We start from the raw sequence: 14,042 nt of genomic DNA on the forward strand, positions 1-14,042 counted from the left end.
TCCATTTTCTGTACTTCGGAAAACTATTATTACCTTTGCCTCACTAACTAACATTACGTAATAAAAAGTAAAGATATGGCAACACCTCCGTTTAAGTATCAACCCATGTTTGAACATGGAGAAGATAAGACTGAGTATTATCTGCTTACCAAAGACTATGTATCGGTAAGCGAGTTTGAAGGAAATCCGATTCTGAAAGTAGAGAAAGAGGGGCTCACGGCTATGGCTAATACAGCTTTCCGTGATGTATCGTTCATGTTGCGCCGTTCGCACAACGAGCAGGTGGCAAAGATTCTGAGCGATCCCGAAGCAAGTGATAACGACAAATACGTAGCACTCACTTTCCTGCGTAATGCAGAAGTTGCAGCTAAAGGTGTATTGCCTTTCTGCCAGGATACCGGTACGGCTATCGTGCATGGTGAAAAAGGACAGCAGGTATGGACTGGCTATTGTGACGAAGAAGCACTCTCACTCGGTGTTTACAAAACGTATACCGAAGAGAACCTGCGTTACTCTCAGAATGCTCCTTTGAACATGTACGATGAGGTGAATACAAAATGTAACCTGCCTGCCCAAATCGATATTGAGGCAACAGAAGGCATGGAGTACAGATTCCTTTGTGTGACCAAAGGAGGTGGGTCTGCCAATAAAACTTATTTATATCAGGAAACAAAAGCGATCCTGAATCCGGGTACGCTGGTTCCTTTCCTTGTGGAGAAGATGAAGACGTTGGGCACAGCTGCCTGTCCTCCTTATCACATTGCATTCGTGATTGGGGGTACTTCGGCTGAGAAGAATCTGCTGACCGTGAAGCTGGCTTCTACACATTATTATGACGAACTGCCTACTACCGGAAATGAGTACGGTCGTGCTTTCCGTGATATCGAACTGGAAAAAGAAGTACTGGCTGAGGCTCAGCGCATAGGACTTGGTGCACAGTTCGGCGGTAAATACCTGGCACATGATGTACGTATCATCCGTTTGCCCCGTCATGGTGCTTCCTGTCCGGTAGGTCTTGGCGTATCTTGTTCTGCCGATCGTAATATTAAATGTAAGATCAATAAAGATGGTATCTGGATTGAGAAACTGGATGAAAATCCGGGTAGCCTGATTCCTGTTGAGCTCCGCAATACAGGTGAAGGCGATGCGGTTAAGATTGATCTGAACCGTCCGATGCAGGAGATTCTGAAAGAACTCACTAAGTATCCGGTATCTACCCGCCTGTCACTTAACGGAACAATTATCGTAGGTCGTGATATCGCTCATGCTAAGCTGAAAGAACGTTTGGACCGTGGTGAGGATCTGCCTCAGTATATTAAGGATCATCCGATTTACTATGCCGGTCCTGCCAAGACTCCTCAGGGAATGGCCTGTGGCTCTATGGGCCCCACTACTGCCGGACGTATGGACTCGTATGTAGAGTTGTTCCAGAGTCACGGTGGAAGTATGATTATGCTTGCCAAGGGTAATCGTAGCCAGCAGGTGACTGATGCTTGTAAGAAGTATGGCGGTTTCTATCTGGGTTCTATCGGTGGCCCTGCAGCTATCCTTGCTCAGAACAATATCAAGAGCATTGAATGTGTGGAATATCCCGAACTGGGTATGGAAGCTATCTGGAAGATTGAAGTAGAAAACTTCCCGGCATTCATTCTGGTAGATGATAAAGGCAATGACTTTTTCAAACAGATTAAACCGCGTTGTGCAGGTGGTAGTTGCGAAGGTAAGTAATGCCGCGACTATGTATCATCTGTAACATTTGAGTAACTTTTTGGGCATCTGTATTTTAGATTAGTACAGGTGCCCTTTTTATAATTTAACACCTTATACATATCATGAAACAAGCACCGACTGAACTACTGCAACAAAAGAATCACATTGTCTGGCTGGATGTCGTAAGACTGATAGCCATGTTTACCGTGGTCTGCTGCCATTGCACGGACCCTTTCAATTTTTATCCGGGCGACGCTCCCAATATTGATGAAATCAAATTCTGGGGAGCTGTTTATGGTGCGGCGTTACGACCGTGTGTTCCTTTATTTGTTATGATTACCGGCGCTTTGCTGTTACCGGTACGTGGCGATGCCTCTGTATTTTATAAGAAGCGTATTCCGCGTGTGCTGTTCCCTTTCCTTATCTGGTCGGTTATTTACAATATTTTTCCGTGGGTGACCGGGCTGTTGGGACTTAGCCCTCAGGTTGTACTTGATTTCTTCCCTTATGCCGGAGAAGATGTAATGCGTCAGTCGCTCTCTGTGGCTGTTCAATATATATTGGAGATACCTTTCAATTTCTCTATTCTGGCTGTACACATGTGGTATATCTATCTGCTGATCGGACTTTATCTTTATATGCCCATTTTCTCAGCCTGGGTGGAGAAGGCATCCGAACGTGCCAAACTCTGGTTTCTGTTGGTATGGGGAATCACGCTATTCTTGCCTTACTACAATCAGTTTGTAGCTCAATATCTGTGGGGTACTTGTTCCTGGAATTCCTTTGGCATGCTCTATGCCTTTGCCGGATTCAATGGTTATCTGTTACTGGGACATTATCTGAGAAATCTTGATTGGTCTTTGAGTAAGACATTGGCTATCGGCATCCCGATGTTTATTGTTGGCTATGTTATTACATTCTTTGGTTTCCGCCATATCTCTGCATTGCCGGAATGTACGCCCGAAATGTACGAACTCTTCTTCACCTACTGTTCTATCAATGTGGTGATGATGACGATTCCTGTGTTTATGCTGGCAAAGAAAGCGGAGATTCGTTCGGAACGTGTACGGAAAGCTTTGGCCAATCTTACACTTTGTGGCTTTGGTATCTATATGGTTCATTACTTCCTGACCGGACCTTCCGTACTTCTTATGAGAGCCCTGAACGTTCCTATAAGTATCCAGATTCCACTCGCTGCCGTGGTGGCATTCTGTATCTCATGGCTCTTTGTAGCGATGATTTATCGGTATTTTAGTAAAGGTGCGAAATACATTGTCGGTTAATTTATAGAATACAATGAAACGGATTGGTGTAGTATTGCTGTTAGCTGTGATTACAACCATCGTCTCAGCTTCTCCCATCTCAGGCTTATTAGAGCGTATCGATAGAGGAGCTTCAAAGAAGTTTATTATTGAAGAGGTGAAGTCTGATACCGACTTCTTTGAACTTGACCAGAAAGGTAGCCGGGTGGTGATTCGGGGAAATAACTTTGTCAGCATAGCAACCGGGCTGAACTGGTATCTGAAGTATTATGCCGGTATTCATCTTTCATGGAACGGGATGACAGCTACACTGCCGGATGTTCTTCCTCCTGTAATGAAGAAAGAGCGCCATGAGACGAAATTACCGTGGCGTTATGATCTGAATTATTGTACATACTCCTATTCCATGGCATTCTGGGACTGGGAACGGTGGGAGAAAGAGATTGACTGGATGGCATTGCACGGTATCAATCTTCCTTTGGCGATCACCGGAACGGAAACAGTATGGTATAATGTGCTTCAGAAACTGGGATATAACAAGACGGAGATAAATGAGTTCATCTCAGGACCGGGCTTCTTTGCTTGGTGGCTGATGAATAATCTTGAAGGATGGGGTGGCCCGAATCCGGATCATTGGTATACACAGCAGGTGTCACTTCAGAAGAAAATTCTGAAACGAATGCATGAGTATGGGATAGAACCCGTCCTGCCGGGATATTGTGGAATGGTGCCTCACAATGCAAAAGCAAAGTTAGGTTTGAATGTTTCCGATCCCGGTGTGTGGTGTGGTTATCGTCGCCCTGCTTTTCTTCAACCTGACGATTCGCGTTTTGAAGAGATATCATCACTCTATTACAAAGAGCTGGAAAAACTATATGGCAAGGCAAACTACTATTCAATGGATCCTTTCCATGAGGGGGGTAATACGGACGGTGTTAATTTGGATGCTGTAGGTAAAGCTGTAATGAAAGCCATGAAGAAGGCGAATCCGAAAGCTGTCTGGGTGATTCAAGCGTGGCAGGCAAATCCTCGTCCTGAACTGATTAAGAATTTGGATACCGGAGATTTATTAATACTTGATCTCACAAGTGAGTGCCGGCCGCAATGGGGTGACCCGGAATCAGAGTGGTATCGTAAAGATGGATATGGAAAGCATAATTGGGTATATTGTATGTTACTGAATTATGGTGCCAATGTCGGATTACATGGGAAGATGGACAACGTGATCGATAACTACTACTTAGCGAAAGAAAATCTCCGGGCCTGCGCTACTCTGAAAGGAGTAGGCATGACACCCGAAGGGATAGAAAACAATCCTGTGATGTACGAACTGTTGATGGAGTTGCCTTGGCGTCCGGAGCGTTTTACGAAAGAAGACTGGTTGAAAGGATATGTTAAAGCACGTTATGGTAAAGACGAACCGGCTCTGCAATTGGCCTGGGGCAAGCTGGCAAATTCTATCTATAATGCTCCGAAGGAGCTGACCCAGCAAGGAACACATGAGTCGGTGTTCTGTGCCCGTCCGGGATTGGATGTTTATCAGGTCTCCAGTTGGTCGGAAATGAAAGATTATTATGACCCGCAAGAGGTGATAGAGGCTGTCCGTCTGATGGTTTCTGTGGCCGACCGGTATAGAGGGAATACTAACTTTGAGTACGATTTGGTAGATGTTGTTCGTCAGGCTATTGCTGAGAAAGGAAGGCTGATGCAGAAAGCGGTTACGGCTGCTTATCGTGCAGGTGATAAAGAACTTTTTGCAATGGCTTCTCAGAAATTCCTGAATCTGATACTGTTGCAGGATCAATTGTTGGGTACTCGTGCAGAGTTTCGGTTGGGAGGATGGATTAACAGCGCTCGTGCTTTGGGTGTTACTCCTGAAGAGAAAGCGTTGTACGAATGGAATGCCCGTGTACAGGTTACCACTTGGGGAAACCGGAATGCTGCCGAAAGGGGAGGTCTTCGGGATTATGCACATAAGGAGTGGAACGGTCTGCTGAAAGATTTCTATTATGTGCGTTGGAAGCTATACTTTGATAATCTTTCCCGTAAGATGGAAGGGGAAACGATTCCGGAAACAGATTTCTACGCAGTGGAAGAAGCTTGGGTAAAAAGAACGAATCCGTATCAAGCTGAACCGGAAGGAGGCTGTGTGGATACTGCGAAACAAGTTCTTGGGGATTGCTTTTAGTTCCTTTTCTACATGGATAAATAGTCGGTATTTTTAATCAGCGAAGCACTCATTGCAGGAGATGTTTCTCTGAAATATACTTTTAAGGGATGACTACATAATATCAATGTACTACCTTCATCCGTTGTAAAGTAACTCACTTCTTGCTCTTACAAAAAATTGTCACGATAGCGGAAACTGCTGAAGCCGGCTCTGCCTTCTCCGGTCGAGAGAAGTGCCACGCGTAGGGAGCAGAATCCCCCTTGATTGTTATGGTTCAGAGCAGATACATCCAAATTATCTATTAGCGAAATCCATTTTTTCCCGTTCTTGCTAACGGCGATGGTTACACGATTACCTTGATTTCGTATTTTGGCGATAAAGTGCTTGCCCAATGTATTGGGAATTTCCAGTTTCTTTTCCGCATTGAGATAGAGGGTGAACTTTATTCCGTCGGAAGCGACTCCGGCATAAGCCTTTTCGTTGTAGAATAAAATTAATCCGGCTGTATTCGCTTTGCCTACTTTGATCTCCACTTGCGCTTCATACTGTTTATTTCCTACGTTTACCAACAAGGTACGTCCATTGGCAGGCGTCTCTCCATTGGCATTCAGCCACAGTGTACCCCGTTCAATCGAAACTGCCTGCGGGGCATACTCTTTCCAGAAAGTCCATTGTAGACCTAATTCTGGTTTTTTAAAGTTGTCCGAAAGTTCCATGCCTTGCTTTATCTGCTGCCGTGTCACTATCGGTGTAACGGTCTGTTTGGTACGAAACCATCCGTCTGCTGTCCATTCGATAGGTTCCATCAGGGTAGACCGCCCTAATGTGTGATAGTCTTTGGCATAAGCATGATAGAATATCCACCAATTGCCATTAACGTCATCCACCAGCGTACCGTGTCCCTTAGACCACCAATCGTCTGCCGCGCTATATGTATGCACGATGGGGTTGTATGGGGAGTTTTCCCAGGGACCGGTAATGTTCTTTGACCGGGCAGAAACAACCATGTGGCTCGTTGCCGGGCCGGCAGTTCCTCCTTGTGCCGAAGTAAGGTAGTAGTAACCATTGTGATAGTTCAACTTCGGAGCTTCCAGACACATACACTCCGTTTCCCATGAGTTAGGATATTTCCAACCGTCATACACTTTCCTTTTCTCACCAATGGTGGCCAACCCATCGTCTGTGAGGCGGATGACTGCTCCATTGTCCACATACAGATACCGATTGCCGTTTTCATCGGCTATATGTCCCGGGTCGATTCCACTAACTTTCAAGTCGACGGGGGTACTCCAAGGACCTTTGATATCTTTTGCCCAGATCACCCAGTTTGTACCTGCCGAAGGATAGTATACATAGTAGGTATCTTTGTATTTAAGCAGATCGGTGGCCCATGCCGAACCCTCAAAGTCGGGTAGGGCACGGATTATCGGTTCCCAGTTCAGTAGGTCTTTCGAGTGCCAGATGAGTAGTCCCGGTTTATAAGTAAAGGGAGAATGTGTCATATAATAATCGTCACCATCGCGCATGATAGATGGATCGGGATAATCGCCCGGCAGAATCAGCTTTGGATACTCTTGTGCACTAAGATGGGAGTTCGACAAGAAGATTAATAAGAGAGAAAAGAGACCTGGCAATGTGTTTCTCCAAACAAGTTTTGATGAGGGGAGTTGTGTCATACGGTTTGTTTGATTTAAAGGATTTGTATTTTGAATTATTAAACGATAGGCAAAAGTAATTCATTTGCTTGCTGCTTAATGATACAATTCTGTCTATTTTGTGCTCATTTGTCTCATACAAAGAAATAAATAACCCTCCATCGTAAATCGAAGGATTGGAGATATTGCTTATTTCATACCTTGGCGGAGGAAGATAGCTCTGTTATTTAATAACCGTTCCCATTGCTTACAACTTACAAGGTGTTATTGCAAACAATGGGAACGGTTATCTTGAGGCTTAACTGAAAGGCAGTATTATTTCTGCAGCTTCTCTTTCCACTCCTCGTATTTCTTTAATACTTTCAATCCACCGTTATTGTACCAACTGTATCCGTTGCGGCGTTCGTATCCAATCTCCGAGATATCATATTTTTTGATCCCGTCACGGTCACAAAAGAAAGGACGGTTGGTATCCAACTCATAGAAACGTGCCCATAAAGGGGCACAGTCTGTACAAGGAACCATCCGGTAGTCTTTTTTACCTTCTTCATTGGTGAAGTATTCTTTTTTCAATCCTTTTATTTCCGACTCTTTGAACCATTCTACTGCTGCTTCAACACATGTGACCACCTCCGGTGAAGGTTTAGAGAGCGACATAAGGAACAATACGATGTCATCAGATTCTTGTCCACTCAGTGATGGGAGTTCATAGGCACGTGCTTTGGCAGGAGCAAGTGTTTCGCGGTCGTGCTGTGCACACCATACGGTCAATTTTCCATTTTGTTTTACCTGGGTTTTCAGAATACAATCTACTCCTTTGTCTAAAGCTACCTGGGCTTTTTGAATAATAGAATCGGGTAGGAAGGTATAAGGAGCTTTCTTTTTAGTAATGTCTCTCAGGAGTTTCATTACATTGATCATTGCATCATCATTGTACGTGATATGAATGTAATATCCTTTGGAACGGGGGTAAAACTGTGGCCAGCCTCCGTTTTCGTATTGTGCTTCAAAAAGGTACTGCAATCCGTGGAGTACAGCGTCTTTATATTTCTTGTCCTGAGTAGCTAAATAGATGCGGGCCAGGTAATTAATCTCTGTAATGGTAGCTTTATTGTCAATGGTACTCAAATTTACATTTTCTTTCATCTTGAGTGCCTCTGCGCGTTCTTTTTTGTTTAATTCGGCAGCCATGTAAATGTTTTTGGGCCATCCTCCGGTAGTTTGTTGATAGAGTAATACATTGTCGGCAATGCGGGTGGCTTCCGGCGTTTTGAAGAAAGCGTCATCAAACTGCGGTGCAATTTTTACCCAGTCTTTATAAGGATGCTTTTCTTTGTAATTATTGTCCGTTTGGGCAGAAAGGCTTGTCAGGCAGAAACATGACAAAGCCATCAATACTAATTTCTTCATGGTTTGTTATTGTTTAAAACTTATTGTATGGAGGCAAAGGTAGCGGAAAGTGGAAGAAAGGGACGGTAAAAATTGTTTTATATAGGGGGAAAATTGGTAATTAGTGATGAGTGGGTAGTGATAAGTGATTAGCTGGCTGCGCAATTATACCGCATGGTACTAATCACTTATCACTACTCACTTATCACTAATTCAGATATTTCAATACTTTACCACTAATCTGTAACAGCGAGATTTCGCAAAGTTTGGTATCATATTCGGCAGAGAGGATACGTTCTTCGGCATCAAGTAAGCTTTTCTGGGCTTCGCGCATCTCGATACCTGCAAGGTCTCCAAGCATATAACGTTCCATGGCAATTTCGTGATTCTCTTTGGCTGCAACAAGATTCTGACGTTCCAGATTCAGCATTTTGAGATTATTGCGATAGGCCTGCCATAGGTTACTGATGTCAGCCCGTAGGGCCTGCTCCACTTCCTGACGTTGCAAACGGGCATTCTTAATGGCAATACTTGCATTTCTTTTTTCCCGGCGGCGATTGCCATCGAATATATTGAAACCTACAGTCAACCCACCATTGAATCCCAGATTACCACGTTGACTATTGGCAGCTATATCATACTTATTGAGCGTATATCCATAGCCGGTATTTAGTTTCAGATACGGATAGTTGCGGGAGTTTATCTTCTTATAGTCCAGTTGGGCTATCGTAGTATTCTGATCAGCTTTTAGCAAAGAGGCATTGGTAGCCAGAGTCGCATCCCATAATTCTTCAAAGTTTAAGTTGGCGTTGACTCTGATAATAGAATCTACGATAGAGAGCGGCTGGTCTACATTGGCATTTGCCATTAGTTCATTCAGATTGATACGTGAGGTATGCAATAGCTCCTGCTGTTTCATATACTTGGCACTATCTGCGTTGAAGTCTACTTTGGCTTGCTGATAGTCCAGTCGGGAGAAGTTTCCGATGTGATAACGTTCTTCTACAATGCGTAACCGTTCCTTGGAAAGTTTCACGGCATAATGCAGATTGGCCAGACGAATCTTTTGCTGAACGTAGTTATAGTATTCGGCGGCAAGGCTCGCTATGAAATCTTCAATGGCAATACGTGTATTGGTCTCACCTTGGCGTTCCAGCTCTTTCAATATCTTATAGTTTGCCTGGATATTGAATCCGTCAAAGATAGTCCAGTTGAGATTGAGTCCCACGTTGATTGTCTGGTCAAATACACCGTTTTCTTTGATCGTTTCTCCGCTTTCGCGTACTTTGGTCTGCGTGTTGTCCACCGTACCTTTATATCCGGCTGAGAAGTCGAGAGTAGGCAGATAACCGGCATTCCCCGGAGTAGCATTATTCTTACTCACCTGTTCTTCGTTATGAATGATACGTAGTGAATAGTTGTTTTGTAATCCCTTTTCCAGACAGGACTTCAAAGTATAGACCTCTTGTGCTGATACCTCACCTCCGAAGCCTCTCCCAAGGAAGGGAGAGCAGGTACAGAGAGCGAGTAGGGAGATTAAAAGTTTCTTCTTATCCATCTTTCTTACTTAATTATGGGGCGTCGTTGGAGCTGTTTCGTCTTCCTCGCTTTTGGAAAGGACAGGCGTGAGTCTCCGGTTCGTTGAAATATAACTGTATATGGCCGGTACGATGTACATCGTCATCAGCGTAGAGATAAGCATTCCACCTACTACTGCCGTACCCATGGCAATACGCTGGTTACAACCTTCACTGGTGGCAAAAGCAAGTGGAATAAGTCCCAATATGGTAGATGCGCTTGTCATCAGGATAGGGCGCAGACGTTGCAGAGAAGCGTCTTTGATGGCACTCATCTTGTCTTCGCCGCTTTCTTGTTTCTGATTGGCAAACTCCACAATAAGGATACCATTCTTTGCTACCAGTCCGATAAGCATAATAATACCAATCTGGCTGAAAATGTTCATTGTTATTCCACCGAAGTACATGAAGATCAGGGCACCGGCAATGGCGAGCGGTACTGTCAGCATCACGATCAATGGGTCTTTGAAACTTTCGAACTGGGCGGCCAGGATCAGATAAATCAGGAAGATAGCCAGAACGAAGGCGAACATCAGGCTTGATGAACTTTCGCGATATTCTTTTGAATCTCCGGTCAGGGCCGTACGGAACGAATCGTCCAGCGTCTCTTTGGCTATTTTATCCATTTCGTCCAGTCCTTGTCCGATAGTCTTACCATCTGCCAGTCCGGCAGAAACCGTAGCCGATACGAAACGGTTATAGCGGTAGAGTTTCGGAGGAGCGATACCGTTTGTCAATTCTATCAGATTGTCAAGCTGTACCATGTCTCCGTTGTCGCTGCGTACATAGATGGCTTTCAGGTCCGCAGGTTTATTACGTTGCTGACGATTGATCTCACCTAAAATCTCGTATTGCTTTCCATTCATATAGAAGTAGCCCATACGCTGTCCGCTCAATCCATATTGCAGGGTTTGGGCAATGTTGCGGGTACTGACTCCCATAATGCTGGCTTTATCACGATTGATATTGATACGTGCTTCGGGTTTACTGAATTTCAGGTCGACATCGGCCATTTGGAATACCGGGTTTTCGTATACTTTTGCCATAAACTTCGGCAGTACTTCCTGAAGTTTTTCCAGATTGGTAGCTTGCAATACATATTGTACAGGCATACCTCCGCGTCGTCCTCCGAAAGAAGAAGACTGCTGCACAAACGAGCGTGCCATGGTCTTTTTCTGTACTGCTTTAGACAGGTTTTCGGCTACGTCCATCTGTGAGTAGTTACGGTCCTTCATATCTTTCAGTGTGATACGTACGTTACCGCTACCACTTGAAACACGGGCAGTTACGGATTCTGCATCGGGAATAATGGAATCGACAAGGTCGTTGATGTCCTCTGTATAATCTCGTATATATTCATAGGTTACACCTTCTGCTCCACGTGTATTGATACTGATTTGAGAACGGTCTTCCAGCGGTGCCATTTCTGCAGGAATATAGTCCCATAAGAATACAATGATTCCGATAGTAACGGCGATAACGGGTAATGCCAACCAGCGTTTCCGCAGAAATGCTGCCAGCGAACGGCTATATAGGCGATTCATTCCTTCAAAGAATGGTTCTGTTTTTCTGTAAAACCAGTTCTGCTTTTCACGCTTTATCAGCAGTTTGGTAGCAAGCATCGGTGTGAAAGTCAATGCTGCAAAAGAGGATATAATAACCGATCCTGAAATAACCAGACTGAACTCCCGGAAGAGCCGTCCTGTCATACCATCCATGAACACAATAGGGAAGAATACGGCTACCAGCGTAATCGTAGTGGAGATAACGGCAAAGAAAATTTCTTTGGCTCCTTCGATTCCTGCCTCTTTCGGTGCCATACCCTGTTCAATCCGGACATAAATGTTTTCGGTCATAACAATTGCATCATCCACCACAAGCCCCACCGACAGAACTACCGCAAGCATCGAAAGCACGTTGATAGAGAATCCCGCCAGGTACATGACGAAGAATGCGCCAATCAGTGAAACGGGGATCACAATACACGGTACGAGTGTCACGCGCCAGTCGCGCAGGAAAAGGAAAATGATGATGATAACCAGTACAAATGCTTCGTACACTGTTTGTTTTACTTCATTGATGGAAGCACGGATAAATTTGGTATTATCGAATCCATAGTTGTAGTGCACATCCTCCGGAAGATCTTTTTGCATCCTTTCCATACGGTCGTACACAGCATCGGCAATCTTGATATGGTTAGCACCCGGTTGGGGGATGACAACTACACCAACCATGGGGACTCCGTTCATTTTCATGTAACTTTTGATGTCTGCCGGACCCAGTTCGGCGCGACCAATATCACTGAAACGAACAATCTGATTCTTATCCTCTTTGATAATGAGGTCGTTGAACTCTTCTGCCGTATGCATCAAACCCAGCGTACGGATCGTCAGTTCTATGGTGTTTCCTTCGATACTACCCGAAGGCAATTCCACATTCTCTTTGTCCACTGCATTCTTTACGTCGATAGGCGTGATACCATAACCGGACATCTTGATAGGGTCCAGCCACAAACGCATGGAGTAACGTTTTTCACCCCAGATAGATACGCTACTTACATCGGCAATTGTCTGAAGCTGTTCCTTTACGGTAAGGTCGGCTATTTCACTCAGTTCCAGTAGCGAACGTCTTTCGCTCTGGAGGGCTACCATAAGGATAGGCATGGCATCGGCATCGGCTTTTGATACCGTAGGAGGATCACAATCGCGGGGCAAATAGCGCTGGGCACGTGATACTTTGTCACGCACATCATTGGCCGCTGTTTCCAGATCGACGGAAAGCTCAAACTCTACCGTAATACGACATTGTCCCTGCTGGCTGACACTCGACAGAGAGCGAATACCGGGAATACCGTTGATATTCTGTTCCAGTGGTTCTGTGATCTGATTTTCAATAACATCAGCATTTGCACCGGGGTAGGAGCAGGATACCGATATAATGGGATTATCCACCGACGGATATTCGCGTACACCAAGATAGCTGTATCCGATGAACCCGAAGAGGAGGATAATAATTGTCAGTACCGTCGATAATACCGGCCGGCGTATGCTTAATTCGGATATATTCATAAGGCGGCTGGTTTAATCAATGTTATCAAGAGTGACAGGTAGTGCTGTACGAAGTTGCAGTGTTCCCGAAGTTATAATAGTATCGCCTACTTGCAGACCTCTTAGTACCTGTACTTCAGCTTCGGTACGTATGCCGGTGGAGATCTCTACCGGTTGTGCTTTTCCGTTTCTGTAAAGGTATATTTTGTCCTTTCCCATTTCGGGGACAATCGCTTCCGAAGGTACTGCAATTGCGTTGGGAATCTCTTCTTTCTTCAAATGAACACTTACATAACGACCGGGAAGTACACTACCACTACTGTTGGGGTAGAGTGCACGTATGGTTAGTGAGTGCATCTCACTGATTTTTGACTCGGTGGCATATACTTTGGCATCGAACCCGTCAAGTTGCCCTTCGAGGTGGAAGGTCAGGTTTGCTCCTTTTTTTACTTGCCCGGCATATCGCTCTGGTACTGCAAACTCTACTTTCAACGGAGATATCTTGGTTAGTTTGGCTACAATGGTACTGGGAGAGGCATAGGCTCCTACGCTGACTTGTCGCAGACCGATAACGCCGTCAAACGGGGCACGAAGTTCTGTCAGTGCTATGTTTGCTTTGACAATATCTATATCGGCATTCAGTGTGGCAAGTTCTGTTTTTACCTGTTCGTAAGCTTCTTTGCTGACAGCATCTCTTTCCAACAGGGCATTCTGGCGGAATACACGGTCTTCTGCCAGCTTCAGTTGGGAGACAAGGCGCTGTAGTTGTGCTTGCAGTTGCCGGTCGTTTACTTTAGCCAATAGTTGGCCTTTTTTTACGGCACTGCCTTCTTCAAAGTTGATTTCTACAATCTTTCCCGATGTTTCAAATGAAAGGTCAACCTCTTCATCGGGTAGCAGGCTACCGCTGATGCGTATTTCATCTGTAAGCAATTGCGGCTTTATAATCCGTGCATTTACATTCAGAATCTTTTTACCTCCCTTTTGATTTTGGGTTACTTTGTCGGCTGCTGCCAGTTCGGCGTTTTGTTTAGGCATTTGCGAGTAGATGCCACCTCCTATCAATCCGGCGCCTACGATGATGATAATACCCCATTTAATCCTCTTGTCCATGTATGTTTTATATTATAGGTACGCGATGTGGTGTTGTGTACCTGTTAAGTATAGTATATAACGTCTTAATTTAGACAGGCGATTGGGAAGATAGTTTAATACGCAGTGAGTGAAAAAGA

Annotated in this window: 7 protein-coding genes and 1 pseudogene; 3 read left to right on the forward strand and 5 right to left on the reverse strand. The window is 44.7% G+C overall.

Annotated elements, in window-relative coordinates; translation table 11 throughout:
- Positions 1–75 precede the first annotated feature (75 nt).
- The 3 genes from QX565_RS08380 (at position 76) to QX565_RS08390 (ending at position 5,160) form a co-directional block, all read left to right on the forward strand.
- Positions 76–1,728, forward strand: coding sequence for a fumarate hydratase (locus QX565_RS08380; RefSeq protein WP_221650896.1), 1,653 nt, complete (start codon positions 76–78; stop codon positions 1,726–1,728).
- 104 nt (positions 1,729–1,832) lie between these two features.
- On the forward strand, positions 1,833–2,993 hold the full coding sequence (locus QX565_RS08385) for an acyltransferase (RefSeq protein ID WP_289292439.1): 1,161 nt from the start codon (positions 1,833–1,835) through the stop codon (positions 2,991–2,993).
- 13 nt (positions 2,994–3,006) lie between these two features.
- A complete protein-coding gene (locus QX565_RS08390; RefSeq protein WP_289292441.1) occupies positions 3,007–5,160 on the forward strand; it encodes an alpha-N-acetylglucosaminidase in 2,154 nt (717 codons plus the stop codon).
- 161 nt (positions 5,161–5,321) lie between these two features.
- Here the strand turns inward: QX565_RS08390 and QX565_RS08395 are convergent.
- The 5 genes and pseudogenes from QX565_RS08395 to QX565_RS08415 all read right to left on the reverse strand — a co-directional run.
- A pseudogene (locus tag QX565_RS08395) lies at positions 5,322–6,776 on the reverse strand (family 43 glycosylhydrolase); the annotation flags it as partial.
- A 336-nt stretch (positions 6,777–7,112) separates the two neighbouring features.
- Positions 7,113–8,207: a pectate lyase gene (pelA, locus tag QX565_RS08400; RefSeq protein ID WP_289292443.1), complete on the reverse strand. Its 1,095-nt coding sequence runs from the start codon at positions 8,205–8,207 to the stop codon at positions 7,113–7,115.
- A 187-nt stretch (positions 8,208–8,394) separates the two neighbouring features.
- Positions 8,395–9,744 carry a TolC family protein gene (locus QX565_RS08405; RefSeq protein WP_289292445.1) on the reverse strand — a complete coding sequence of 450 codons (1,350 nt, stop codon included), beginning with the start codon at positions 9,742–9,744 and terminating at the stop codon, positions 8,395–8,397.
- Positions 9,745–9,753: 9 nt separating this feature from the next.
- Positions 9,754–12,831: an efflux RND transporter permease subunit gene (locus tag QX565_RS08410; protein WP_289292447.1), complete on the reverse strand. Its 3,078-nt coding sequence runs from the start codon at positions 12,829–12,831 to the stop codon at positions 9,754–9,756.
- Positions 12,832–12,843: 12 nt separating this feature from the next.
- Positions 12,844–13,923 (reverse strand): efflux RND transporter periplasmic adaptor subunit, encoded by a 1,080-nt coding sequence (locus QX565_RS08415; protein ID WP_221650903.1) that lies wholly within the window; start codon positions 13,921–13,923, stop codon positions 12,844–12,846.
- Positions 13,924–14,042 lie beyond the last annotated feature (119 nt).

It is taken from the genome of Bacteroides sp. 41_26, from assembly GCF_949740115.1.
Taxonomy (GTDB): domain Bacteria; phylum Bacteroidota; class Bacteroidia; order Bacteroidales; family Bacteroidaceae; genus Bacteroides; species Bacteroides nordii.